The following is a 25,850-nucleotide window of genomic DNA, read 5'->3' as shown; positions in this document are numbered from 1 at the left end:
CAAGGGGTCAAGGGGTCAAGGGGTCAAGGGGTCAAGGGGTCAAGGGGTCAAGGGGTCAAGGGGTCAAGGGGTCAAGGGGTCAAGGGGTCAAGGGGCCAAGGGGTCAAGGGGTCAAGGGGCCAAGGGGTCAAGTCGGGGCAAGTCAAAACAGAAAACGGACCACCGCCTAACCAACGATGAAACTCCTCCATTAGGCCGCCTCATCGCTCTCTTTGCAGTCTGTTCCTTCCTCGCCAGTCTAGGGGCTTACCTGGAGATCTTACCGGTGGATACGCCAAGATCGGCGGTCTCCTTCTCACTGCAGTTTTGCTGAAAAAACGCCCTGCCGGTGTATCTGGAAAGCCGCCGGAGTGTGGCTTTGCGCAAGTGAAGGCATCACCCACGAGAGCAGCTCTCTGAACCGCTCTTGAGTTTTTCACCGCAATGAATTTCTCGAAACGAACCTTGGAAATTCTCTCCGACTTGAATGCGCAAGCGAGAGCGAGGGGCGTCGGGCGTGTGGGATAAAAGGTTAGGATCGACGTTTTCCAAACGAATGGAGAAGGTCTCGACGCATTCGGTGCGTCGAGAGGATGTGCAAGGCGGCGATCATACCGATAGCCATCCAAAAGCCGCCAATGCCGACTTCGAGGTCGCTGAGTTGAGATCGGGTCCATCCCAGCAGGCAGATCCACAGAGCCCCCACGACGGCGCAGAGGCAAAGGAGAAAGCAGATGAGGTCGTGGCGCCGCCGGGCCTCCATCGCCGGTGAGATGTAAACGGAGTTGTAATGATAGTTGGGAATCTGGGCGGCCTCACAAAAGGCTTCCAGCTCCGCAATGTAGGCACGGAGAATGACGATTTGGCGCTCATGCATCCTCAAGAGAGCAGTGAACACAATGATGAGCAGAGGCACCCCGTAAATCACACGCCAGAGGCCGAGATGGTGAACTGAATTCAAACTCACGACAGCGGAAGCGACCAGGGCAGTGATGGCTGTGAGAAAGATGGTGATGACATTTTGGCGCTGCGTGATGCGGGTGTTGATTTCCGCATAGGCCCCACTGTAGCGAGTGGAGGCATCGACGATGCCCTTGAGCTGAATGTCCGCTGGAGAGGGTTTGTCGGGCATGAGCGTAAAGTCGTTTGTAAGTCGATGTTAAATGAAACTAAGAAATTTCATAAAAACTCCACAGAACGGCATAATTAGAGAGTCAAATTTAATTTGCAACTCTGCCGTAAGTATAACGAGGTACGCGCAGACGGTTATGAAATGTCAGTCTGCGTTTAGAAAGGCTGCACTTGAGGAAATGACTCTGACGGCAAAGAATGATCCGCTGAAATTTGAGGCAGCAAAAACAACCGAAGGCTGCGGACCGGCCGTGGAAGAGTCTTGCGGAAGGCTCCACTTCCAGTGCAGCCCGCCTGGGGGCCCTAAGAAGGATGGGAGAAGGCGCAGAAACTGCTTGGGCAGCAAGGGCAAGATGATCCATGATCCCGGACCAGGAGGACAGCCCCTATGAACTCTGACCATTCAGACCTCATTAAAACACTGCGGACTCAACGCAAGCTGACGGTGGAGTCTGTCGAAAAGGCCGTTTCCCTGGCTCATCAGCTCAAGCATGAACAATTGTATGATTTGTTCAGGGGACAGACAAATGCCGCCTGGCGGGTGCAGCCCACTGCGCACCGCTGCAATGCAAAGGCGTTTGAAGAAGCCAGGATTCGTTTTCAACAATTCAGGCATTGGGCCCGAAATCAGACCGAGTTAGAGAACTATACCGACGACCAGCTTTGGGCCATAGCCCAGCACTATGGATTCAAGACCCATTTTCTTGATTTTTCGTTTTGCCCGGAAGTGGCGGGTTTTTTTGCCTGTGAAAGCACCAGCGGAGAAGTTGACCAGAAGGCTGCCATTTATTGTATCAACTCGAAGCAATTTCTAAGTGTCTGGAATGGCTCGGACAATCAAACGGCCACCGTTTGTCTCGACCCTGAATTAATCGTTTTTAACATCGATAATCTTTGGAGGCTTTCGGCGCAGTGCGGTTGTTTTATTTTTCTGCCTGGCAATCATGCCCATGGGCTGGCTGCCGCATATCCGGAAATGGTCCGCATAGAATTTCCATGGGTGCCCAGTCATGAAAGCCTTCCCCGGAAGAATGCCATTTACCCGTCCCAAGCGAGTCCGCTCGAGCAGCGGATAGATCAGTTTTTGCATAATGAAGTCATTGCCCAGGCAAACAACTTCTTGTCATCCATCTCCAGCGGGCCGCCCATTATACACTCCACGTACACGCCGCCGGAGGAATGGACCCGAATTTCAATCCCGGCATCAGAGGACTGGCAGTCTGCCGCCCAAGGTTGGCGGCACAGGGGACGCGCACCTTTCGAGACCAAAGACAACATACCCGTCATCGTCAATAACAAGACATCCAAGTCAAAAATGCTGTTAGCCATGCGGCAATTTTTCTCTTTGGAGTCTGTCGTGGAGCATCGTGAAAAGCAGCTTTTGTTCGAGACAGCCACCCGTATGCCCTTATTGTATGATGCGTGTGAGACTTGGGAAGACGAGGCGGCGCTGAAAATCATCCTGTGTGTCTCCCGACAGTGGGAGGGCATGAGACTTTACCCCTATTCTGATGAAGAAATTCATCGGTCAATCATGACCACTCTCTCTTTGCTCAGAATTCGGTTGGTGGAAAAGAGTTTTCGTTACCAGAAGAAATACACGGAAAAAGTGGAGTTTTGCCCGAACCCAAAAGGCGTGGGGGCAATGAGTGCCGGACGAGTGTCCAAGTCGGCTTTAAAGCGCGCCTTGAATCCCCACTTCAAAAGGGCCGTCAAACAGATGGGAGCCCATTTGCCCTATCCATTTGTCCAATGCCCTGAGGTGTGGTTGCCGGCTTTGCCGACACAGCGATTTTCATTCGCAGGCCTTCGCCAATTGCTGGTTTCTGATCTGATACCCACGCAGATCGTGGAAAGAGGAGACTTTGACGGGCAGACTTTTCCCACACGTTCGCTGTTCTTCTCACCCTTTGATTTTGCCATCTTTGGCCCCGCATGATTCCCGTCATCCGATAACGCCACTGCCCCCTTTGCGCAGAAACAAACAGCCGCCTACGTAAGACTTCAATTATGGTAGATGATACCGGACATATCTCAGAGCAGGAAAGACGCGAAGAAGGCCAGGAAAATCTGCGGCAAGAGAAACCGCCTTTGCGTCATGTAAACCGTATCGAACTGATGAAGCTCTACCGGCAGGTGCATCCTCCCGAAAGGCTGGGAGAGGCAAAACAACAGATTCCTTCTGAAAGCGAGTTGGAACTATTTGCCCTCGAGCACGGGCTGACCCTTGAAGACGTGATCGCCGCGCCGAGATCAGAGAGTCGTTCCACTCCACACAGCAAGCCTGTTCAATCCATGTCCGATGATGAGGTGCAAGAGGATCATGACTGGGTGAAGGCCGCGACCGGGGGAGACGAAGAACCTCCAGCAAACCACCCTCCTGGCTCCTCCAACCGCTCACGGATACTGGCTCGCGGCGAAGAGCTTGAAGAGGAAATGGAGCGCAGGCAGCTCGGTGATTACGCCCACCTTGCCGATGCAGGATCGACGAAGATGCCAGCCTTGGCAGCCACAGACATCGCTGAGGCTGGTGGTCCCGACTCCGTCGAAGCCAGCTCCCAGCTTCCCCAGGACGGAACCTCTGCACCACCTCCTGAGGACGGAGCTCAAGCCGCCAGTCCGCCCATGCCATCCCCAGAGGATGAAACCGAAAGACCGCAGGACGTTTTATCGAAGGAGCCGGATCAAAAACTCCTCCAGCAGATTGCCGCGCTCTGGCACCAGACAGGCATCACCCCCAGTTACGCGATTACGAATGCCCTGGAATACACCGTTTTTGCGACCCGGACAGCCCCGATAGCCGTCACTCCGTGGCAATTTCTTCTAGGCCTGATTAGAGATGGTGAACGGGCCGAATATAAATTTTCAGACCCCAATGACCTCTCACTTCAGCGGTTGCTCAGTCGCAGGCTCAGATTCCGGCAAGGCACCTTGTCCCAGCTTTGGCAGTCGTCTCTGAAGGATGCCAGGAGTTCAGGAGGTTCCCAGCACCAGCTGTCGCCGGCTTTGCGGAGAGTTTTGCAAAGAGCGGCAGAGATCAGCCGGTACTGCTCGCTAGGACAGATCTATGTGGCCGCCAGGCACTTTGTCGCAGCCTTGCTGGAGCACCTGCAGGGAGGCGCTGAAGAGGATCTCCACCCCCTGAGGCTTCAGGATCTGCAAGAATGCCTGGAGGAGCATCTGCCCTTTTACGCGTTCGAGGATATCCCGAAGAACTGGCAGCAAGTGCTGGCGGATATCCGGAAGCCAAGGCCCCGATCACCCAGGGGAACCTCCAGCATGTTCAGGCGTGAATCGAGTTCAGAGGAGCTCTGCCTGGGCATCGACGACTATTCTTCAGCGATCAAGGAGGCCTTTCAAAACGCTGCGCCTGACAACGACTTTGTCTTTGGCCTGTTCGCTCCCTGGGGCCGTGGCAAGTCCACCTTGATGAACCAAGTGGCGGAGAAGCTCTCCGGCACCCATCAGATTGTCAAATTTGGAGCGGCCAAGTATCCCAGCCGCCCGGAGGTCTGGGTGCATCTCTACCAGACCATCGCAGACGCGGCTATGGAGCCGGGCTTTTGGGCCAAGTGGCGGTTGCGCATCCGCATCGGGCTATTGCGCACAGGGTGGCGGCCGTTGTTCGTTGGCATCTTTGCAGCCAGCTTTTCAGCCTTTGTCTGGATGGGCTGGGCGGCAGGTGCGCTTCTATGGATCTTCCATGGCATCGGCCTCCTGGGCTTCCTGGTCATTGTCGGCTACCTCTACAGGTTCTTTGGCCTCGGGAAGCTGATTCATAATCTCTACGGCCACATCCCTGACCATTCTGATAAGCTAGGGCTTCAGGCCGTGATCGGCGATGATCTGGAACGTCTGCTACGGGCTTGGTTTCCTTCCCGCTCGCCGATGCCCCCCTGGTCAGACTGGAAATTTTGGGAGGGAAAATGGTGGGGACGACTGATCGGCCATTTCACTGACGATGACAGCGCCGTAGATTTTCGGCCGTGCAGATGCGGCTGGCTCGCCGCAGCCTTGTGCCTTGTTTTGCTGGCTACTGGGTGCTATCTGGGGGCCAGTTCATCGTGGCAGTGGATCAGTCGGCATCACACGCCTAATGGCACAGTCACGGTGTGGAACTGGCTCGCGCTGGTGCCGTTTGCCGGTCTCATGATTTTCGCAGTGGTGGCTGTCTACATGATCGCCCGCGGCTCCGCCGATGCCCGGCGGGCCCTCCTCATTGTGGACGACCTGGACCGTTGCGATCCCGCCCAATCGCTATCAGTCATCGAAAGCATCCGCTGGTTTCTGGACACCCCCAGCGTCAGTTCGCGGCTCCATGTGGCCATGCTGATGGAAAGGACGGCGCTGGAAGCCGCATGTAAACAGCGGGCCGAGGAAGCCAAAATGCTGCCACCAGAGGCTGCGTGGAGCGCACGCTTCCGGGCGCACCGGGAGAAGCTCTTTGTGGTCGAGCTCAGCATGCCCAGCCTGCTCCAGACGGAAGTCGAAGATCTGGTTTCCCGGGCGATCGAAAGGGAAGATCAAAACGCCAGGAAAACGGCGCTCCAAAACCAGCTGGCACGCCATATCGCCACAGCACCAAAGCCTCGAAAACACACCGTCACGGAGTCGGTGCAGGCCGCCTATACGTTTGAGGGAGAGGCCGTATCTCCACCGGTCACTCGCACGGTCACCTCCACAAAAGCGGTCAGCCCAAGTGCTGACGAGAAGGAGAAACATAGGGCCGAGGAGGCCCGGCTGAAGGAGAGCCTCGCGGCGATGAGCCCTCCCCTAACTCCGCCGCCGAAGAAAGACGAGCCGTCGGAGATCTCCCAAGTCAGCGGGTATTTCTCCCCGGCCGAAGTGGCGGCCATCAAGGCTGCATTCCGGTATGTCCCTGCCGAAGAGATTACCCCCAGGTCAGTCCGTGCGGCGATGATCAGATATCAGTTTGCCCGACGGCTATTAAGCGGGGTGGACTTGAGCCCGCAGATTTGATCGAGCGCCTGTTGAAGCAAATGTTCGATTCCTCTTTCGACATTGACACTGCCAATGGCCAAGCTTCCCAGCTCGACCGTGTCGTCGCGCAACTTGTCTGATCCAGCGTGCACCTCCCTCTCCTCTTCACGCGGACCTCCTAAAATCAGAAGCATGCTGAAATGAAAAACACCCACTTCGACAAGCTGCCTACGGAACCCGCCAATTTGGAAAACCAGATTGCTGTCCCCTGAGCGGGCCACTGAAAGCCTAGAATGGTGACACGGTTTGGGACTCAACCAACCAGGCCTCACCCAAACAAAAACGGCGCTAACGGGAGTTTTTGATCCGTTAGCGCCGTAAAGAAATGGTGGAGGCGAGGGGAGTTGAACCCCTGTCCGAATGGCCGTAAACCGCAGCTTCTACATGCTTATCTGATTTTTTAATCTCGGCGAGGGGTCTTCAATCAGCAGAATACCTCAAGCCCAGCGTCCTGTTAAATCTCGCCTTCGACCCGGTCGCCCGGTCAACTGGCCAGTCTGGTAAAGACGTCGTCAAGGCTACCAGACATTGCCTTGAGGACGTCGCGGTGCTTAGGCCGCGAGAGCGAGCTCAGAAGAGTTTGCTTTTATTGGTTTGATCCGATGATTAACGAGGCCAACGAATCATCCTCGGCATGCTACCACGATCGCAGACTACCCGTCGAAACCAGGACGCCCCCGATTCGTGTTAACGCCGATAGTATTCATCAGAACTGCGGGCGCGTCAAGACCTGACGGTAAATAGCGGGCCGAGGGGCCGGGGATAGATCCTATTCAATGGGTTGGCAGCCCTCAAGGGAGCGTATCGGCAAGGAGCCTGGGCCCTCCCTCCTGCCCCTACCCTTTTCTTCGCAGCTTCGCCGCCCTTTAAAGACGGCGGACAAAGTGTCCGCGCTCCTCTCGCCCTCGTGCGGATCTCTCCAACCAAACGGCCCTTGCTGAAACAAGGCAATGATTGGGTAGCCATCAAGGGAGCGTATCGAGAGGAGCCTGGGCCCTCCCTCCTGCCCTCACCCTTTTCTTCGCAGCTTCGCCGCCATTTAAAGACGGCGGACAAAGTGTCCGCGCTCCTCTCGCCCTCGTACGGATCCCTCCAACCAAACGGCCCTTGCTGAAACAAGGCAATGATTGAGTAGCCCTCAACGGAGCGTATCGGCAAGGAGCCTGGGCACTCCCTCCTGCCCCACCCTTTTCTTCGCAGCTTCGCCGCCCTTTAAAGACGGCGGACAAGAGTGTCCGCATGCACTTTTGGTCATTTCTTTGAAATCACCTGGTAAATGATGCCTCTTCTGATCTTTAGATTGAGATTTTATACACTGGAATTATACTGTGAAAGCGCTTCCGTTCACAACACAGCGCTTTCATCATGAGCACGGAAAAGACCTGGACCGCCACTTCCACCAAACAGCTCTACCGCCACAAATCCGGCACCTACTACGCCCGCCTCGTCGTTGAAGGAAAGCCCACGTGGCGGAGCCTTAAAACCCAAACGTTAAGCGTAGCTAAACCCGAACTGGCACGCCTCCTGGAAGACAACGCCTACCGAGACGAGTTGAGCCGCGATACCGAAGTCACCGAAAAGATGACGGGCGAGGAAGCCCTCACCCTTCGTGAAAGCCAACTCCTGAACGATCCGGCCACGAAGAAGTCCACGAAGCGTTACTGGAAGGAAATTGTCGCCTCTATCAAAAAGACTTGGCCTGCCTTCCTCACCCTGGAAATGCGCCGCGTCACCGTCGAACAGTGTGAGTCATGGGCTGGTAAGGCCTCCAAGTTGATGTCCCCCACCCGCTTCAATGGTTGCCTGCTTGTGCTGAAGTCCCTTTTCAAAATTGCCATCAAACATGGGGTGCGACGCACCAACCCGGCTCTCGCAGTGAAAAGGGCTAAGACCAGACGCAAGGATCTCTCCCACAAACTTCCCAGCCAGACCCGCTTCCGTGAATGGGTCGAAGCATTGCGGCAGCGCCGAGGCAGTAAAGCCCAGCACAAGGCCGATATGGTGGAACTGCTGGCCTACACCGGCATGCGCCTCGGTGAATCCAAATGGGTGCAGTGGAAACACTGCGATTTTGAGAGAGGTGAAATCCTTGTTCTAGGTGCTCCTGATGATGGCACCAAAAACGGACTGTTCCGACGTGTGCCCATGATTCCCGCAGCCCGTAAGCTGTTAGAGCGTTTAAAGGCTGAACACAGCCCTGCCCCCACCGATTATGTGGTTAGGGCTAAAAGTGCCAATAAATCCATGAAGAAGGCCGCTGAGGTGATTGAGATGGACGTCCTTACCCATCACGATCTGCGTCATCTTTTTGCGACAATGTGCATCGAGTCAGGCGTTGATATACCGACCGTCTCCCGCTGGCTAGGGCACCAGGACGGCGGAGTGCTGGCAATGAAGGTCTATGGACACTTACGCAACGAACACTCGATTGCGGCGGCGAGCCGCGTTTCTTTCTCTGCTTGAATATAGTGTTCTCAATCCTCCAAACGCCTGCCATTGTGAGGATTGGGAATTTGCCGTGGAAAATGAAAAGAGGCGATGCTTTCAGCGGGTAAGCTTCCCTTCACATAGAACCCAAAGCCACTGCCCATTGAGGATTCTGGATCAAGCACTCGTTCAAACATCTTTTCGAGTATAGAACCAGCCAGTTCCTTGATAAATCCATGTCCAATTCTGGTGATCGGGACATTGCATTCAATGATTGTAGCGCGTCCACGTTCCCGTAGCTTCCTTGCCGCGCCAATCGAATTAGCGATGCAAAGTAAATACTCGCTACCGTAAAGTAGATAATGTCCGCAGTAATCCACGATTTCTTCCTGTGTTAACGTAAAATACACCTTTCCCTGGTTGTGCTCTTCATAGCTGTGTTCAAAACTTGAACCCTTCAAGTGTTCTATCGCCTCCCAAACCTTTGGATTGTCTCCGAAAATCTGGACAGCCACTTCCTGCATCTTTGCCGGATCACACGCCTGTAATCCAAATTCCGTGTAAGTTTCTATGGATGTCGGACGACAGCCATGGAAAGCCGTTATGTGAGTGTAATATTCCAACAGTTTTCTGGTGAGCAACTGCGCGCTATCTGGCCTCCGGACACCATTCACTTTTCTCACCACTGAGTCGAGCCAAGAAAGATCATCGCTGACAACATAATCCGGTGGTTCTTCTTTGAATCTTGCTATTACGGCGTCGTTTAGATGATTGCCCATCAAACCCCGCACTACCCGCTCCCATTCGCGGAAATCATCCCATTTGAAAATGTTCATGCTTCTAGTTAACCGGCCCTCGTCATCCCCTCAAGAATCAAACCTTAGGGCAAGTAACGCACTGAGGCTGTGCAACGATCATTTTCAATCATTGAGGTCTTTATCTTCCTTTTTGCGCGTCATTCGTTGATACACAGCACGTCTTTTGCTGGTCGGGTCATCTGGGCGGACAGGGATTGACGATGAAGGTGTATGGGCACCTCTGGACCGAACATTCTTTGACTGCGGCGAGCCGCTTTTCTTTCTCTCCTTGAGGGCCGAGGTCCACTTCTTGGCCCCTTTGGAAGAAGGTGATTTTTTGGCAGCTCGCTTCTTTGCCGCCCGTCCGACATGAGAAGCTGCGCCACGGTAGCGTTCCACACCGTTTAAGAGCTTCTCGACTTCCGAGTGCGGAATCTGCACCTGCCCCAGCTTGGTAATGGCTTTCACCTTGCCCGCATAAAGCTGGCGGTAGGTCCAGGTGCGTTCCTTGCCAAACAACGCTGCAAACTCAGTCGGGGTGTAGGTGAGCTTTGCCATGCAGGATGAAAACTCTTCAATCGAGGTGACCATGAAACAGTTTCATGGAATTCTGTTTCATCATAATACGCGGCAAACCGCCGTTTCTCAATCTGAATCAGATCATTTCCAGGTTCTTTGCATCAGTTCACGTTCTTCCTCATCTCTGACATCAAGGTAGATGGCGGTAGTTGTAGCCTGTGAATGGCCGAACCAAAGTTGCAGAAGGTTCAAAGGAACCTTTGCCAACGCACCACGAACGCCAAAACCATGTCTTAAACCTTTCGCTGTGGCTTGAATGCCCGATATTTCGGCATCAGCCATGACGCGCTTGACGATACGCCATGCGGTTGACCGGGAGAATGTCCAAAGAGGGCCTTCCGCGTGTGATTCTACAATCGTCTGCAATGCCGAAATCAAGCTGTCTGGAACTGGAATCCGCCGGAACTCTTTTTTCGCCCGTTTCTTCAATGACCGAACGCGTAAAACGCACATGGAAAAATCAACGTCCATGGCCGTAAGAGCAAGGGCCTCTGATATCCGCATGCCGGTGAAGTAAAGTATCAGGCAGAAAGAGGCCTGATCCTGCGGCAGGCGACTGGCACAACGCCTGAACCGCTTGCCCTCAGCAAGAGTGAGATATTTGCGATGTCCTTCGCTGTCATAGGCGCTGTAGGTCCCCTGTGTCATTGTCTGCCTCCGTGAAACAGAATTCCATGAAACTGGTTCACAAATCGTTAACAGCCTGTGGTTTAACCATTTGCGCTCTGCTAATTGCCTTTTCCCCTGCCACGCAGGCTCAGAATTCCGCTCCTGCGGAATACTTGCCGTATTACAACCCTGCCACTGGCTTCAAACCAGCCCAGACCAGCCTGACGCAGGTTTTCTTGCAAGTGGCAGGCAGCCTTGAGCACCATGGCAGCCCGGAACCATACATTCGTCACATGCAGGCCGAGCATAAGCGCGTTTCAGCCTTGTATGAGCAGAAAACGGGCAAGCCGCACAAAGGCCGCATGCCAGCCCACATGACAAATGAATATTTGGGCCAATTTCTTGCGAACTGGAATTCCCTGTCCCCTAAACTCAAACTCGATGAATTGGCACGGGAGGTTGGTCGCTGCTCACGCGAAGGCATTAGGGGCACTCGTAACACCGGCACCATTGCCATTGAAGTTTTCAATGAGCATCAAGACAGACTCATGGAAGGAATGAAGGCAGGAACCAGTCCCGGGGCAGATTTCGAGCGTTTCCGCGCCGAGGTGAAAGACAGACTCGAGTTCAACAAGCCTGGGGTGACGCTGGTTGGTTATGATACCGCTCGAAGAGATGCGGTGAGCTATGCGCTTATTCTGGAAGGACGGTTTAACAAATTATTTGCAAAGATTGACGCTGCTCTGCCCGCCACTCAAGCGGCTCAAATCAAAGATGCCGTCTTGGGATTTTTCATCGACACTGCGCGGCTCGCTCAGTCTGAGTTTGAAATTGGTATCCTTGAATTCTCGCTCAAAAATTAGCTTCCACCCAGTTCCAGTTTTTTCTCTGTCTTTGGCTCGCTGAGTCTCGCTGGTGAAATGGCTTTAGAATCTTCCGAGCCCAGGCTGATATCGACCGCAGCCAGATCCACCATGCCAGCAAGCTGTATGGCCTCGGCCTTCTCGATCGGTTTATCCTCACTCTTCGTAATCGCTTTGGTATCCAGCTTGGATGATTCGACCGCATGGGCTTCGGTTACCTCTCGTGGAGTCACCGCCACATTATCTTTGAATGAAGTCCTGTCTAAGACGCTGTAAGCCTCTCTCTTGCGACCGGAATCCCACGCTTTGATAAAATCATCACGATCAGCCGCCGGAATGTTTCTCATCTCCGGAGGCATGTCCTTGAGCGCAGAGAACATATCGCGGACCCGCTGCGCCTCTTTCTCCCTAACCGTTTCCGGCAATTCAGAAAAATCATACTCGTCACGACGCACACCTTCCCAAACACGGTGGCTCATCTGCGCCTTGCCCGTCTCAGTCAGCTTGTCCCAAGTATTTGCATAGAAGCTTTCCAAAGAGCTAAAATCATCTTTCGTGAAGAATTCACGAGATAAGAAGGACTCATACTGCCCGCGTTCGGCAGCATTAAGGGCAGTTTCTTTTTCAACCAAATACTTAACGAGGGCCAGTTCCACAGTTCGCTGCTTTTTCTCGTCGGCTGGTCGCAACTCGTCTGATTGCTCAAGCTGTGCAATTCTCTTTTTACTGTCATCGGCTATGCTCAACAACTTGTTGAGCATGCTATTGCTGGCAATAGCGCCGTTCGCAATCAGCGCCTCGACCTGAGAAATGGCCGTCTGCAGCCGCCAAAATTCCTGTTCATCATTTTCTAACACAATCTCTACCTCTGGTAGTAATGTAGCATGAGAATGTTACAGTTTTATGAAACGTATATTTTTCATAAAAAACACTCATCAAATAAACAAAATATAGATTTCAAGAAAACTTTTACTTAAAAAGTTGATTTTGATACATATAGTTGTGGATTCCCTCGGCTGACCTGAATTGACACCGTGAACGATCTATGCGTGTGAAATCATTCTTCATCTCCTGCTGCCTCGTAGCGATCTGGCTCTCCAATTTTGCCTATGGAGAAGATTTCAATATCACAGACATCACCTTTCAAGGCGAAAACGTGATTGTTAAATTCCCTGCCAGCCAAGGATTTGCCTATATCCTACAAAGCAGTGACGACCTTGTGGAATGGCAGGACCTTCAAACGGTCAGGTGGGAATCAGCTTCCTCACAAGCTGCACTTTCACAAGCTTACGACGGCCACACCGGGAAAGGCTTTTTTAGGGTCACTAGATTCAATTTTGAAGGATTGAAAGCCTATTTCAACAAGCAGCGCATTGCAGGCAAAGCCTATGCTCCTGGCCCCAGCTTAGTCGTTATTCCATCCGAACATTCTCTGGAGGCAGGAGTTGCTGATAGCGATGGTCGCTCCATTACAAATATTTTACCCTATTGTTCCATCAATGACTCCGGCCAGATCGCTTTCCTTGGCGAAACCGTGGGAGAAGATGGCCAAGCGCGCCGCAATATTTATCAATATTCTGCGAACAGCGGTGCTGCCCCCGTTGCTGGCATGAATGTAAGCTCAACTTTTGAGCTTCCTTACAACCCAGACGTAATGGCTGCTGTCACACAAGATTTTGGGCCACCCATACTTGATAATTCAGGAAACATGTATGCTTGGCGAAGAATGACCGCACTGGTTCAATATGGCTTTCCGATTGGCCCCATTCTCCCCGCCCCGTTGACTTACCTTGAAGGCTGGTCGGTGACCTCACCTGCATATGGGCGAATGCCCGTGAGCCAGTTGGCTATGGGAAACGCCGGATCTGGCCCAGCAGAATCAGGCCTATTATGGTTAAATCCGGTTTCAACAGGAACACTTCCTTCCCCTTACCTCGGTTCAAGCCCGTGGTTTGCCGTACATGGTGTTAGAGATGACGCATTCCCTGATGTCAATAACTTAGGGCAAGCTACTTTCATAGCTCTCGGTTCAGGTAACAATCTGGTGACGACAGCCTTGACTAACTTTTCCCAGGGAGTTCCTGTCGGGGAAACTTTGCCAAGACCCAAGATTGCTGACAATGGTTCCATCGTTGCCTGCGTGGGCTCTGGAAATAACAGAACACTTATGCTATACTCTTATGATATGAGCAGTTCAACAGCTCTCACGGGAAGTAACTTCTCTGAAGTTTGGCCCAACTGTGACATCAGCGATGACGGGAGAATCGTGGTGTTTTATGGTATTCTAAATGACGACAGCGAAACTGTTGCATTAACTCCAGGTGCAGGAGTTTTTGCTTTTGTTGGCGATGATCCGCTTACGCCTGATAACGTCAATGATGCAACCCTTCTCCGCGTTGCAGGAGTCGCCGGAAATGGAACTCTTGATCCCGGGGAAACTTTTTCAGATATTAATGAAAACGGCAGCCTTGAGCAAGGAGAAGACATTGGCCTGATATCGGCGTTCACATCCACAGTTGAAAGCATAAGTGTAGGTAACGACGGATTAGTGATATTCAGCACAAATGGTAACACAGGAGCTAAAGCAGTATTCGCGTCGATAGTATCATTGTCTGATGCCGGTTACCCTGTATCAAGCGGATTGGCTCAGATTGCCACAGGCTCGTCGGTTGTCGTTTATGATTCAACTTGTAATTTAGGCAAATTTTCGATATATGTGGAAGATGGAATGGGAAAGATAGTTTCTGGTGATGTGGTTCATATAGACCTGCTTTCTGATCTAAACAATGACGGCAGGATTGATGCCGCAGATTCATTTGTGAATCATGCTTCAAAAAGCCCTGGCGCGTTGCCATTAGCAAGGGAGAGAGGTGTGGAATATATGTTTACAAATGACGATGTTTCCAATGGTGCTTGGGACGTCGAAGACTATGGAGGTTTGAATTACGTCTGGGGCCTTGATGGGTATGGCAAGCTGCCACGTCCGCCATCAGATCACAGGGATGACGACGATGCTGAAGCGATTGAAGTCAAAGTATCAGGAAACAAAGGAATCGTATGGTTCGATCATCCGGCAATCTCCGGCATGGATTTCTTTTCCGCGAAAGAGTGCAAGCCTTCAGACAGAATAAACATTACTTTAGACTCGCCCTTCTCATTGTCTAGTGGCGTTCTGCCTGAGTATATTTACATAAAGGTTCGACCAGCTTATGAAAGCGAAGGCAATCTGAGAATGTTCGTCGGAGAAACTGTGAACAAAGTTTGGGCTGAGCTTAGGCTTCCACTTACGGTTGTCGACAGATTTGGTGCGCCAAAATTTTTCCATGCAGCGCGCGATTACATTTTTGAAAACAATACCCGACTTTTCTTAAAGGACCATGGTTACCCATTAGGATCTAATCCAACAACTGTTTTTCGTTTGTGCGTCATGCGTGAAGAAGCGACAAAGCTAATCCCCATTGACGCTTACGCTTCTAACAAGAAGGGAATTGTGGAAGTCTCAGCTTCCCTGCCAAACTCTCCAACAGTTTTAATCAATGGAAATCAATGCTTTTGGGAAGAAGGATGGGATGAGCGTAACCCCCTCGATTTAAACCAGATGCGCGGTAATATCGCAACAAGGTGTCACGGTCGCCTGATTCGCAATTCTGTTATGTCGCCAATTTCCTCAGATAACTATGATTCGACGACCAAACCAGCAGCAGGCAGCGTTCTGGCAGGACCCGATCCTATACCTTATGGACTCAGCGCAGGTCCCGATGGTGTCCTTGGTACAGTTGACGACGTTCCGAATGTTGATGCCGGAACCCCAGGTGGTAAATATGTCGCGTGCAATACCTCAGGTTGGATTTTTGCTAATGGAAAAGCCGAAGGCGAGAACGCTATGGGAGGCCTATCAACAAATTATGAAAACGCAGATCGCGCGGATAAAGAACATCAGATGATTGGTTATGCGGATGGAATTGAGCCAGGTCGAGGTTGCGTCTTTACTGCTACCGAAATTAGAGGCGTCGGTCATGCACTTATCTTCAAAGAGAGCGCCTCGAATTCTGGCGTTTTGCCGCTTGCCTCCGCAAGTGACACAGCAGCGATCAAACTTTTTATTTTGGACAGCGGAGCTGGATCTATCGCGCTTATGCACACCGATCCGTCAGGAGTATTGCGCCCAGGTTATATCGGCAGAAAAAGCGCCATTGGCATTCCATACTACGTCAATAATTACCTCGGATTTGTTTCCGCGCGTGCAAGGCCTTGATGAAGAATCCGTTGAAGTTAATTGTACTTTTTATAAAGGCGTCGTGCCTGCTATTTTTCACAATTCTTTTCGGCGTGTGTGTTTACCAGTTAATATTGGTAATTTATGAGAGCCCAGGGAGGCCTTTTGAGGCTGAGCCGCGAGAAGGATGGTGCTACTGGAGGCGTAAAGAGTTGATTGAAAAGGCTGAAATTTTCATTCAATACTACGTCCCCATTATTCTTCTGGTTGGAGCACTGCTATGCTGGCGTTGGCTAAAGTTAATTAAAAATCTGATGGCACTAACAGGCACCCCAAACAGCATAAGACATGGTGACGCCATAAAAATTACGATTATCATTTTAGTTTCCATCACACTGCTTGTTAGTACTTATAAACTCCTATACTATGGATCTTGCACAGACTTAGACACTTCTGATTATTGACTGGCACCCGTTCTATATCATAATTCCCGCCGGATTCGCACAGCCACCAAGCTCACAGGAATCATTGCATGTGTGATAACTGATAAACTGGCTTGTTCAAGCTTGCACAGCCCATCTCGGGTGAAAAAGGTCGCAACTCTAATTTCCGGAATAAATATCACCAAAGCCTCTCCCGATTTTGTCATCAAGTAGGATTCTGAAGTGCCTCGCTGAGGCTCCTGCCCGATTTTCTTAACCCAAGTCCCACGCAGCTCTGAATCCTGCATATGGCATGTGTAGAGATAGGTTCCGTCCTCCATCCAAGTGATGCCTTGGGCACTCGGGGAAAGCACTTCGGACTGACCTGTGGCAATGTTAACGGCTGCACCGTTTTGATGGTTGAAACATAGAACTCCCTGACCGTCTGCGGAGGCTGCACCAAACTTGTAACAAGGCACAGCTAACGATTTAGGCTCGGAGATTTTCCCTGTTTTGCGGTCAAAAATGGCCAGACCTTTTTGCGGAAACAACAAGGCACAACGGTTGTTGTCCAACCACAGGAAGTCACTGATGGCCTTCCTGCCGACAGGGACGGTTTTGGTCGTGTCGGTGTCGAGGTCGTAAATGAAGAAGTCATTGCCCTCCAGCCCGAGCAGCAGTTTGGTGTCGGGCGAGCGACGCTTGGCAATCTCCATTACCGAAACTTGCGAAGGCTTGACCTCGCCTGTCTCCACATTGATGCGCAACACCTGGTTCATGTTGCGGATCAACAACGTTTTCTCACTCGCCATGAATGCATTTTCAGCGAAGAAGCGCTCATTGAAAATCCCCATGCTCGTGACCTTGCGATGGTTCAAAAGCTTCCAGTTTTTAAAGTCCACCTCTGCCTGCCAGATGTCTTTTTCCTTCACGTAATAGGCCAGTTTAAGCTTTTCCGTGAAAATAGTCGGCCCCCCGGTTTGCAGACCTTCTCTCCGCTTGCCGTCAAGCCCGTAGCCAATGACACCGTCAGCCATCACGCAGAACAGATTCTCTGTCTCTGAGTCATAGATAAGGTTAGGCGGTGCACCGCCTTCCAGCCAGTCTTTGGCAACCAGCTTGCCGCTGACGACATCGTAAAGGTCATTGCCCGCCAGAAACAGCCCGCCCATTTTGTCTTTGATCTCAGCAATGGATACAGTCTGACTGGCTGCAGGTGGAGCTTGCGGGCCCGAACGTAACACCCACCACAAGCCGAAAAAAAGCGTGCTGAACACGAGCAGCCCTAACGCGAGGGCATATTTCGGGAACTGTTTAATGAGGCCCCAGTTCATGCATCGGAAGCTTCAGTGGGTTCCCCAGTAAAACCTTGCGGTGGCTGGATCATGATTTCTTCAATGAAACACTCATTGCCTGCATGATCCTGCAAATCATGATTGGCTTCCTTCACCCACGCCACGCGCTTGCTTTTAATACTGTTGAACAATGGTTGCAGCCCCCGGCCTTTGACGGTGATGAGAAAACCGCCAAACTCCAAATCCAGACACCCGCTCTCAGGATCGTGGGAAAACCAGGTGAGATCCGAATAGCTGAAGCAGGTTTGCAAGCCGTTGCGGAACTGCAGCTCCAGGAAGTTCTCATACATCCCTTCACCCAACAGCGCAGAAAAGAACTTTTCGCCGGTCGGCTCCTCCGGTTTTTCCTGCGTCCGGCGCTGGTTCAATATCTCATCGATCTTGGTGGACATAAGCGGTTATTTCCTCACCACAGGCGGGCTTGCCTGTCTGGTTTTAACAGGGGGCTTTTGAGTTTTATGAGCAGCGGCGGTCTTTCCCTTGGCCGCGTGTTTGGCACTGCGATCAAAACTGTTCTGACCGCCTGGTTTCACTTTAGTGCCGCCCATGCGGATCTCCCGCGTCTTTTGCGCTGTGCCTTTGACCTTGTCGGCCAGCTTCTTGAAATTCTCTGCCGAGGACCGGTAAGCCTTGGCCAGCCGCCCTTCACGTGGCTTGGCCTCTGTTTTGGGTTTCTCCTGCGTTTCTGCTTTATTTCGAGCAGCGGCAGCTTCGTTCCTTTTGAGAAAACCATCTGTATGTTCAACGGTTTTCGGCCAACTCCGCCCTTTCTTCTGTTCACCACCTTTAGATGGCTGCGAGTTATATCCTTTTGAACGGCTTTTGCCGTCAGGACCGGCAATCCCCCGCTTCATTTCCACATAACCTTTCCAACTGATGATTTCGCCCGCTTGGCGTGGCTCCACTTTCCGATGCTCGGACAACTGCTTCACAAAATCCTTGTCTCCATCCAGACCACGGCGGCTGGCAATAGCTTCGCGCCATTGCTTTGCTCCAAGTTCGGTTGCCATAAAAGTAGAAAGGTCTTTTTGCGTTAGGCCTGCCAGTTCCATCCCGGCCAGTCGTGTGGATGAATGGCCGACCGCCTCGCGCAGCAATTCGCGGTCATCGGTGTAGATGCGGAGGGTTTGTTTTCCACGGCTGCAAGAAACGTAAAATTGCTCCTGAGATGATGCAACCAAAGAGTTCTTACTTTGTGCAACCAAGACATCTCGTATGCTAAGGCTTTGAGATGAATGAGAAGTCTGACAGTAACCATAGGCAAAATGACCGTGATGGGGATTGAGCACGACCCCACCAGTGAGAATGATTTCACCCTTTTTGCCAAATTTCTCGACCACGGCAGTATTGCCATTGTTCAAACGCCTGCCGTTCTCGCTGAACCCGTTGCGGGTGATGCGTATCCTGTCGCCTTTGGCGAGACGGATTTCCATTTCTTCATAAACCAGGAACTTGCCGCACTCCTTGAGCGGCAGGTCCACACTACGCCCAGAAGCAGCTGTCATTTTAACCTGACCATCAGCCACTTCCTGAACCCGGAAAATCTCACCGCGTTTGATACCTTTGCCGTTCTGGTGGAACTGCACCACCATTCCCGGCTGATAATTTTGGGCAAAGCCTCGCTCAGCCTCTTCCCATTGCAGGTTCCGGTATTGCGTGAAAACCCTCTCCCCTTGAAGCTGTCCGGCCTCGCGCCTTGCCTCCCTGATTGCCTGAGTAACAAGAGCGCTTTCAGCATGGGTTGGTGAAACAACCAAGGGGAATCTGCCTCCTTTCCCAAGTGCCAAATAATCCAAAGCAAGCTGGCGATAACGCTCAGCATCATCTTCAATCTCCACAAACGCGCCAAGCGCTTCCAGACGGCGGAAGCCTGTGCGTAAGTCTCCCTTGCTCAGGGCTGCGATGGCTTGCTTATAATCTTCGATTTGCTGGCGACGGATTTGGGAAACCTCCGCAATGCGAAGCCCTGCGTATTTCTGAAGTATCCGAAATGCATCCCCTCTCGCCACTGGCGTATGCTGAGCCGTGTCACCGGTCAGGATGATTCGGCTTGTCGAACCTGCGATTTCCATGATGCGCCACAAGTCCCGAACGCCGAGCAACCCGGCTTCATCAATCCAGATAACCTGACCGCGCACCTGCTTTTGCAATGATGGATTAACCAAAAGCTGTGCAACCGTGTCAGCTCCGGCAAAACCCCCTTCCCTCAATGTCTCCCGTGATGCCACGGCAGAAGGAGCAAAGGCAAAAAGCTTCACACCCTGGCTTTCGATAGTTTTGCAAGCCTCCTGCATGAGCGTGGTTTTGCCAACACCGGCTCCGCCTTTGATTGCAATCACCTGATCACGACTGGTCAGGATATGCTTTACCGCCGCTTGCTGCTCTTCGGATAGCTTACTGCTGATGGCAGGTGTTCTCGATCCGCCCAGCGGTGCAGCGGAATTGCGTCCACCCCTGACAAAGGCCAGTAGTGCCACTTCTTCCGCCAGCACATCCATCAACGTGCAAAGATGCTGATCTCCCACCTTACGTCCGATGAACTGCCGCCTTTGAAATTCATCCCTGACCGATTCGGGTGTCAGAACGCCTGTGCCGTACCGCAGAGCCGCCGCCAGGATGTGGCCGCGTTCAACCACCGACTGCCGCTCAAACATTTTCGCAATGGCAAAGTCCATCGCCTCCGCCGCTGTAACCTGTTTGAGGGCTGTCACCGTCCTGTCAAAACAAGCCTTGGAGAGTATAACCTTTTCCTCCGCCGTCAGCCGCTGCCCCCACGCGGCCAGAAGATCGGAGAAGGTTGCGCCGTGACGTTTGCCCTCTCGCGTAGCGGCACCCAACGCGTCTTTGGCCTTGGCATCCGTAATGCCCATCTCTTCAGCCTTCTTCTCAATCAAGGCGGTCCGGCGTGAAAACTTCGCAATGACCGTTTTTGGCATCCCCGCTATTTCCCAGCCGGTCTTTGTCCGCTCAATACTGTAGTCAAGTTCAGAGATTCCGGCAGCTAGCCGCGTGTGAAACGCGGCCTCCGCACAATGGGCCTCACGCTTAATAGCGGCAAACTCAGCCGCTTTCCATTTGTCCTCGATGGGATCGAAAGTCGCATTGAAGGCAAAACAATGAGCATGCAAATGCGGATCTGGAATACCCTCCACCGGGCGGGACGTGAAATGAATGAACTCCGCCCAGGCCAGATTGCCGGTGGGCCGGTTAGTTTGTGCTCCGCGTTTCCTCACACGTGTCTCTGCATACTGCTCCAGATCCGTCATCGTATCCGCCACAGCCTTCCTGAAGGTGGTGAGGATTTCTGGGTTCTGCGTCAGCGCATACAGCACCGACAAGCTTTTGGGCGCGTGGAAGTTTAGATCATAACCCACACGACGATTGGCACGAGTTCGTTGGGTCAGCCTTTCTCCCGTTACCGGATGCTGGTTTTCAACCAAAGCTGCAAAAGCTTCAGGTGTGACGTCTCCTTCCAACCCAAGCAAGCGAGCCGCTTCGCCATGCCACTTACCGGCGATTTCCTGGCCTTCGGAATAGTAGTCCTCCTTTTTGAGCCCCTCCGTGTAATACTGACGCGCCGCAGCCGCGCTTCCATGTGCCACTACTCTCAACATGGTGGACAGCGTATCATGCACCCCAGCCCATTGTCACTTTATCGGGCTTATTTTTTGGTCACCTCATCCATCCGAATCCCATGAAGTCTCAATGGGTTGCCTCCCCCCGGACCCCTCATGGCCAAAGCCTCTACCCCCTCAGCGAAACATGGACTAACAGCATGGACTGAATGATTTGACGAACATTCATGAACTCTCTTTGAATCCCGTTGAGCCTGCTCAACGCTGCCTGAACTCTGGCTGGCTAAAGGCTCCGCCGGTCCCGTAAAGCAGAAAATCGGCTCCCCCTGAAGGTCACCCCCAATTTTCAGCTGTGACGTGAGCGCTTCACTCCGGCTGTGGAGCCTTTGGGCGCCGTGCCATCAGGCCGCGACTGGCGCAGGCCATTAACAATCAAAGGAGACTCTTCATGTCTGACATCAATAAATCATCCAAACGTCCAACCCATCACGCTTTCCATGTCCTCGAAAGAGAAGGAAAAGAAGCCATCTGGACCCGAGTTGGAAGCGCCTGGGCGCATAACGACGGCAAAGGCTTCAACATCCAGCTCCATGTCGCCCCGCTGGACGGACGCATCACCCTACGGATGCCATCTGAAAACGACTAACAAAGTTCGGCGGGTCTTCATGGCCCGCCACTAACCCTAACAAAAAGGAATCTATATGAAACATGATACGACTATCCACGACGGTATTCGGGCAAGCCTCAAGGCTCTGCATCAAATACTGATCACTGCCGCTAAACAGGCTTCAGAAGCATCCGGCTACATCGACCGGAACCAACAAAACGCTGCTATCGGAACCATCATCCCATTGGAAGATATGCTCGAACAGGTCGCTGCTCTCTATCGAGCCACATTGGCATTGCATCGATTCAAACCTGTGGAGGGCACATGCGAATAAACCCCTTTTATGAATCAACTTGGAAATCTGTTCCCCCAATCAATTCAGAAGTCCGTTCGCGAAAGCAATCCGCTCTACTGCCACTGGCTCCCATCAATGCCAGTCCGGTCCCTCACCTGACCAGCCTCTATCACTTCAGCAGGCCCGGTTACTACGGAAAGCGCAGCTACCCAGGTAACTGCGGAGGTAACATCATCAGAGATCTGCTGCTCTATTTCCAACCCCGGAACGTGTTTGATCCCATGACTGGCAGTGGCACTTGTGCCGATGTCTGCCGGGAACTGGAAATCCCATGTCTATCCAAAGACATCCGCGAAGGTTTTGATGCCTCCAACCCAGCCAGTTTTGAATCACTGAATTCCAAGCGCTTCGACTTCATCTGGGCCCATCCACCCTACTGGAGACAAAAGCTCTACACCATGATGCCCGGCGACATGTCTCGCACAGACAGTCTGGCTGAATTCCTGGAATCCTATGGCAGGTTCATCAAGAACTGCGCCGCCCTGCTGACCGATGGCGGGAAATTTGCCATCCTTATGGGTGACTATAATGACCGTGCCGAGGGTTTTGTGAGCCTCACCTACTACACCAAGCGCCTCGCCTTCGAGGCAGGACTCCGGCAATGCTGCACCGACATCATAAGGTTCAGCCATGGAGCATCCAGCAGCCGCAAGGTGTATAGAAGCAGCTTCATTCCCGGACTCCACGATGTCTGTATGGTCTTTGAGAAAGCTGGCAACTGACGAGCAGGCGCCTCCCAGGCCCACGCACTGGCCTGGGAGGTTTATCAAACCTCAATAGGAACAAACTATGAGACCAGCACAGCGCTATCACTTCACATGGATTTCAGGCCATCTGGCAATCGACATTGAGATCGCTTACACTCCCAACCTGTACATCTTCGACCATCTTGGAATTCGGTCGGTCTGTCCCTTCAAGACCCCGCTGCCCATCTCCGAAACAGGCTACCTCTCCCATTATCTCCCTGCCGGAACGGTAGCCGAGGCTGGCGGCCCAGTGGAAGCCGTCCGCATCATCCTGGACACAGCCGCCCATTCACCTGAGTGGCAGACTTACCTTACCAGCCAGCGGCAGGGCTGCCTGCTCTAACGACTGAAATCCTAGTCAAAAGAAAAGTGCCCGCCCGGCCCACCCGTGGGCTCTGCGCCTGCCGTCCATTTCAAGCCCGCCTATGACCGCTGCTTTGCCAGATGCCTCGCCCACTTAACCTCCTCCGGCATCGCTCCACTGCGTTCAATGGCCAGCTTGACCACCACCCCCTCTAACCAGACGCTCAGGCAATAGTCATTCGCTGCGCTTCTTCCTTGCTGCCCGAGGCGTGCCTTTAGAATTGAACGGTTCGAGTTTCGGTAGCGTTCCTCCTCACCACATTTTGACGATTAACAGTCCCGCTTCAGCCATTCCATTGCTCCAGATCCCGAGCCAGAAGCTCTCGATGATGTTCACCGGATCATAAGCGCGGTTGGAGCCCCCTTCCGGGAGGTCCAAGGTGGCCAATGCTCACGAATGCCGGTCTGGTCGATGAAGCGTTTCATCAAGGCCATGCCACCAAAAGGCGTCACCGGCTTGTCGGAATACTCAATGGGCAGATTCACCATTAGGGTGAATTTTGCACATGCGTCAATCCCCTGCTCAATCAAACGCTACAACTCATCTCTTGCGTTCCTATTGCATGATCCCGGTTAAAAGGGCAATGACCGCGCAGCAATGAGCAAGGCATACAGCCTCTGGAGTGATATCGATCAACCTGTGAGACTGGTGACTCTTACAGATTCTCTTCACAACACTCCTTCCGACTCTCAGTAGCAATGTTACGTGCCCCATTCTCCGAATGATCCCCCAAATGCCAAGAGTCCTTCCAACTATGAGATTTTGGTGTCTCCTGTTGCGAGACGTATCCCCATATGAGGCTTCGAGAACCACCACTCTCTCGCTTGCCACCCCGAAAAATCGGCTGTTAGCCATACCAATGGTTATGAATACCAGAAATATTGACAAAATTAAAAATTTATGAACTATTATAATTATTATGGAATACACAAAGAAAATAGCTGGCTTCAGGGCCATGGTCATTGCACCACTGGCCGTTTCTTATGCGCAATTCACCACGGCAGTTGAACCATCTCCCGCCACAGCTCAACGCATTCAGCTCGAAATCTTCGACCGGCCACTTCGTAACGCCAGTCTTTCGCTCCTTGAGCTGATTTCCACAAAACAAGGGAATATAAGCTTTGAACAAGAAGCTGTTTTAAGAAGCCAATCCCTTTACATGCAGGCTTCCCGTTACAAACAAGCTTACGGCACTCGAGGATGGCAAGAACGCGGGGGGGAAATCGTGGAAGAATTGCTCGAATCTTCTCTCCGGAGTCTAGAAAACAAACAAGCTTCTGCGGACTCCCTGGAAACAGTGAAGCGTTACCGCGACGCACTTAGAACAGGCTCTTCACGCACCCGATAAACGCTCGGGGCGCTTGCGGTCAGGTTCAGAATGACATGCTGCACCTGAAGCCCTTTCATGTGGGTGTTGATCATTTGCTCGCAATTCTCAACAATCTCTTTCCCTACACCTTGAAACTCTGTGCTTTGGACAACTTTGCTACATTCCTCATACAAGCTGTCCACCACCCCTCTTGCGCGAGACCAAGCTTCGTCACCGTATGATTGCCTGAAACAGACGCTCTGGACAAAAACGCTCTGTGAACCTTTAACAACTTCTAGAAGTTCATTTTCCCCATGAAAAGCAGCAGATCTGTATCGGGCAATCGCGCTGTCGAACTGCGCACAGGCCTGCCGTAGCCCCTTGTCGAAAATCCGAAGACTCGACGAATTCAAAGCATGCCCATCAACACTGAAAGCAGGCGTTGAAGAAAGCCACAGCGCAAAGGCAGTAAACTTGCATAAGTTTGATTTTTTTCCTAGGTCGAACATGTCTTTATACTTCATGATATACGGACTATTTTACAAGCTGTTTCCGAGCTGACGCAATGCGATTAAGGATCTGAGTGCGCAGCTGATCTAGGGATTGTTCGCCAATCGTCGCCTCCTGCATTTCCTGAACAATGTCTTGTCGTGCTGCTCGCTGGAGTTCTTGAAGCGGTTGAAATTCCGGTTCTCCTTCGGGAAAGACCGAGATTAACGCGAAAGTGTCTGCCTCGCAGCGATCTAAAGAGGTCTCCATATTCGCGCGGATATTTTCGACTTGCCCTAAAATTGCCTCCTTTTTCGCACCTGAGTTCGGAGCCCACATCTTGTCCTTTGTGATCTCTTCCTCACAAGTCAAAAGGCAGCGGTGAAAATCTGCCTTGAGTTTTTTAACGACCCGCTGAACCACATCCTCCGACGAGCGCTTTAGCTTACCTTCCGCCTCCTTTAGCTCCGTCTGAACTTTTTTCAGCGTAAGGTCGGCTGCTTCTTTAGCCCTCTCTGACTCATGTGCTTGATAAATAAGAACTACACAAGCCGCCAAATTCACGAGCATCGAAAATGTTGCAATTTTCAACAGGGTTTTGACCCGGGCGACAAGCGAGGTAACCATCGCTGCGTTTGGCTGATTGCCCCTTTTCGCAGTTTTTTGCGCTGAGAATGTCACCACCAGCTGTGCAAATGCTGTAATCGTTGTCAGAACGACCGCCGTCATTTCAAGGGAGTCCATGGGAGCGTAAGAAAAAGGTTTCGTGAAGGATACCTGATCAACCGGTAGCAGGTATTTTGCAAAACTAGACCATTTCACTTACTTAAGCATCACAATATTTGCACATCCCGCATAGGTGTTCGTAAGAGCACCGTGTCATCTTGGTCAAGCGAGAGGCTTTTTGCCGTGAACTATCGAGGTCTCAATTTTATGCACTTGTGACCATGATACCACTCCGCGTCTGATCCTAAAATGCCGTTACCGCCCGTCCGTAATTAACGAGTTCACATGAACATATTAAAG

Annotated in this window: 21 protein-coding genes and 1 other RNA gene; 10 read left to right on the top strand and 12 right to left on the bottom strand. The window is 52.1% G+C overall.

Annotated elements, in window-relative coordinates; translation table 11 throughout:
* Nucleotides 1-511: 511 nt before the first annotated feature.
* On the bottom strand, nt 512-1,111 hold the full coding sequence (locus B5D61_RS17340) for a hypothetical protein (RefSeq protein WP_078814694.1): 600 nt from the start codon (nt 1,109-1,111) through the stop codon (nt 512-514).
* 387 nt (nt 1,112-1,498) lie between these two features.
* Here B5D61_RS17340 and B5D61_RS17330 point away from each other — a divergent pair, with 387 nt between their 5' ends.
* Together B5D61_RS17330 and B5D61_RS17325 are read left to right on the top strand one after the other, a co-directional pair.
* Entirely contained in the window at nt 1,499-3,049 is a 1,551-nt protein-coding gene (locus B5D61_RS17330; RefSeq protein ID WP_078814692.1) for an FRG domain-containing protein, read from the top strand.
* 71 nt (nt 3,050-3,120) lie between these two features.
* Nucleotides 3,121-6,090, top strand: coding sequence for a P-loop NTPase fold protein (locus B5D61_RS17325; protein ID WP_078814691.1), 2,970 nt, complete (start codon nt 3,121-3,123; stop codon nt 6,088-6,090).
* 347 nt (nt 6,091-6,437) lie between these two features.
* Here B5D61_RS17325 and ssrA read toward each other — a convergent pair.
* Nucleotides 6,438-6,790: a transfer-messenger RNA gene (gene ssrA, locus B5D61_RS17320) on the bottom strand.
* A 686-nt stretch (nt 6,791-7,476) separates the two neighbouring features.
* On the opposite strand from ssrA, the gene B5D61_RS17315 reads away from it, so the two are divergent.
* Complete coding sequence (locus B5D61_RS17315; protein ID WP_078814690.1) at nt 7,477-8,574, top strand: tyrosine-type recombinase/integrase; 1,098 nt, start codon at nt 7,477-7,479, stop codon at nt 8,572-8,574.
* 11 nt (nt 8,575-8,585) lie between these two features.
* Here the strand turns inward: B5D61_RS17315 and B5D61_RS17310 are convergent, their stop codons facing one another.
* The 3 genes from B5D61_RS17310 to B5D61_RS17300 form a co-directional block, all read right to left on the bottom strand.
* On the bottom strand, nt 8,586-9,374 hold the full coding sequence (locus B5D61_RS17310; RefSeq protein WP_078814689.1) for a hypothetical protein: 789 nt from the start codon (nt 9,372-9,374) through the stop codon (nt 8,586-8,588).
* Nucleotides 9,375-9,458: 84 nt separating this feature from the next.
* Entirely contained in the window at nt 9,459-9,893 is a 435-nt protein-coding gene (locus tag B5D61_RS17305; protein WP_139373326.1) for a helix-turn-helix domain-containing protein, read from the bottom strand.
* A gap of 102 nt (nt 9,894-9,995) precedes the next feature.
* Nucleotides 9,996-10,562 (bottom strand): tyrosine-type recombinase/integrase, encoded by a 567-nt coding sequence (locus tag B5D61_RS17300; protein WP_078814687.1) that lies wholly within the window; start codon nt 10,560-10,562, stop codon nt 9,996-9,998.
* An 11-nt stretch (nt 10,563-10,573) separates the two neighbouring features.
* On the opposite strand from B5D61_RS17300, the gene B5D61_RS17295 reads away from it, so the two are divergent.
* A complete protein-coding gene (locus tag B5D61_RS17295; protein WP_217699008.1) occupies nt 10,574-11,386 on the top strand; it encodes a hypothetical protein in 813 nt (270 codons plus the stop codon).
* Here the strand turns inward: B5D61_RS17295 and B5D61_RS17290 are convergent.
* On the bottom strand, nt 11,383-12,243 hold the full coding sequence (locus tag B5D61_RS17290; protein ID WP_078814685.1) for a hypothetical protein: 861 nt from the start codon (nt 12,241-12,243) through the stop codon (nt 11,383-11,385). The two genes, B5D61_RS17295 and B5D61_RS17290, sit on opposite strands and share 4 nt — an antisense overlap.
* A 188-nt stretch (nt 12,244-12,431) precedes the next feature.
* Here B5D61_RS17290 and B5D61_RS17285 point away from each other — a divergent pair, with 188 nt between their 5' ends.
* Nucleotides 12,432-15,641 (top strand): hypothetical protein, encoded by a 3,210-nt coding sequence (locus B5D61_RS17285; protein WP_078814684.1) that lies wholly within the window; start codon nt 12,432-12,434, stop codon nt 15,639-15,641.
* A 442-nt stretch (nt 15,642-16,083) separates the two neighbouring features.
* Here the strand turns inward: B5D61_RS17285 and B5D61_RS17275 are convergent, their stop codons facing one another.
* Genes B5D61_RS17275 through mobF form a run of 3 tightly spaced genes read right to left on the bottom strand, consistent with a single transcriptional unit; the run spans nt 16,084 to nt 21,014 of the window.
* The gene (locus B5D61_RS17275) at nt 16,084-17,358 is read right to left on the bottom strand and encodes a hypothetical protein (protein WP_078814682.1); all 1,275 of its coding nucleotides are present in this window, start codon (nt 17,356-17,358) and stop codon (nt 16,084-16,086) included.
* Complete coding sequence (locus B5D61_RS17270; RefSeq protein ID WP_078814681.1) at nt 17,355-17,771, bottom strand: hypothetical protein; 417 nt, start codon at nt 17,769-17,771, stop codon at nt 17,355-17,357. Before B5D61_RS17270 ends, B5D61_RS17275 begins: the two co-directional genes overlap by 4 nt.
* Before the next feature lie 6 nt (nt 17,772-17,777).
* Entirely contained in the window at nt 17,778-21,014 is a 3,237-nt protein-coding gene (gene mobF, locus B5D61_RS17265; protein WP_139373324.1) for a MobF family relaxase, read from the bottom strand.
* Between the two features lie 388 nt (nt 21,015-21,402).
* On the opposite strand from mobF, the gene B5D61_RS17260 reads away from it, so the two are divergent.
* From B5D61_RS17260 to B5D61_RS17245, 4 genes are all read left to right on the top strand, one after another.
* Nucleotides 21,403-21,600 carry a hypothetical protein gene (locus B5D61_RS17260; protein WP_078814679.1) on the top strand — a complete coding sequence of 66 codons (198 nt, stop codon included), beginning with the start codon at nt 21,403-21,405 and terminating at the stop codon, nt 21,598-21,600.
* A 55-nt stretch (nt 21,601-21,655) separates the two neighbouring features.
* Nucleotides 21,656-21,895, top strand: a complete 240-nt coding sequence (locus B5D61_RS17255) for a hypothetical protein (protein ID WP_078814678.1) — start codon at nt 21,656-21,658, stop codon at nt 21,893-21,895.
* Nucleotides 21,886-22,638, top strand: coding sequence for a class I SAM-dependent methyltransferase (locus B5D61_RS17250; protein WP_078814677.1), 753 nt, complete (start codon nt 21,886-21,888; stop codon nt 22,636-22,638). The genes B5D61_RS17255 and B5D61_RS17250 overlap by 10 nt, the downstream gene beginning before the upstream one ends.
* A 67-nt stretch (nt 22,639-22,705) precedes the next feature.
* Entirely contained in the window at nt 22,706-23,005 is a 300-nt protein-coding gene (locus tag B5D61_RS17245) for a hypothetical protein (protein WP_078814676.1), read from the top strand.
* 353 nt (nt 23,006-23,358) lie between these two features.
* On the opposite strand, the gene B5D61_RS26400 is transcribed toward B5D61_RS17245, so the two are convergent.
* Nucleotides 23,359-23,514, bottom strand: coding sequence for a hypothetical protein (locus B5D61_RS26400; protein WP_176159495.1), 156 nt, complete (start codon nt 23,512-23,514; stop codon nt 23,359-23,361).
* Nucleotides 23,515-23,945: 431 nt separating this feature from the next.
* Between B5D61_RS26400 and B5D61_RS25830 the strand changes: the two genes are divergently transcribed.
* A complete protein-coding gene (locus B5D61_RS25830) occupies nt 23,946-24,374 on the top strand; it encodes a hypothetical protein (protein ID WP_139373323.1) in 429 nt (142 codons plus the stop codon).
* Here B5D61_RS25830 and B5D61_RS17235 read toward each other — a convergent pair.
* Entirely contained in the window at nt 24,332-24,859 is a 528-nt protein-coding gene (locus tag B5D61_RS17235) for a hypothetical protein (RefSeq protein WP_078814674.1), read from the bottom strand. The genes B5D61_RS25830 and B5D61_RS17235 overlap by 43 nt on opposite strands.
* 10 nt (nt 24,860-24,869) lie before the next feature.
* The gene (locus B5D61_RS17230) at nt 24,870-25,568 is read right to left on the bottom strand and encodes a hypothetical protein (protein WP_078814673.1); all 699 of its coding nucleotides are present in this window, start codon (nt 25,566-25,568) and stop codon (nt 24,870-24,872) included.
* Nucleotides 25,569-25,850 lie beyond the last annotated feature (282 nt).

Origin of the sequence: Prosthecobacter debontii (genome assembly GCF_900167535.1) — a bacterium.
Taxonomy (GTDB): Bacteria; Verrucomicrobiota; Verrucomicrobiia; order Verrucomicrobiales; family Verrucomicrobiaceae; genus Prosthecobacter; species Prosthecobacter debontii.
Note: the sequence above shows the minus strand (reverse complement) of the source record. Positions and strands in the feature narration are given on the sequence as shown.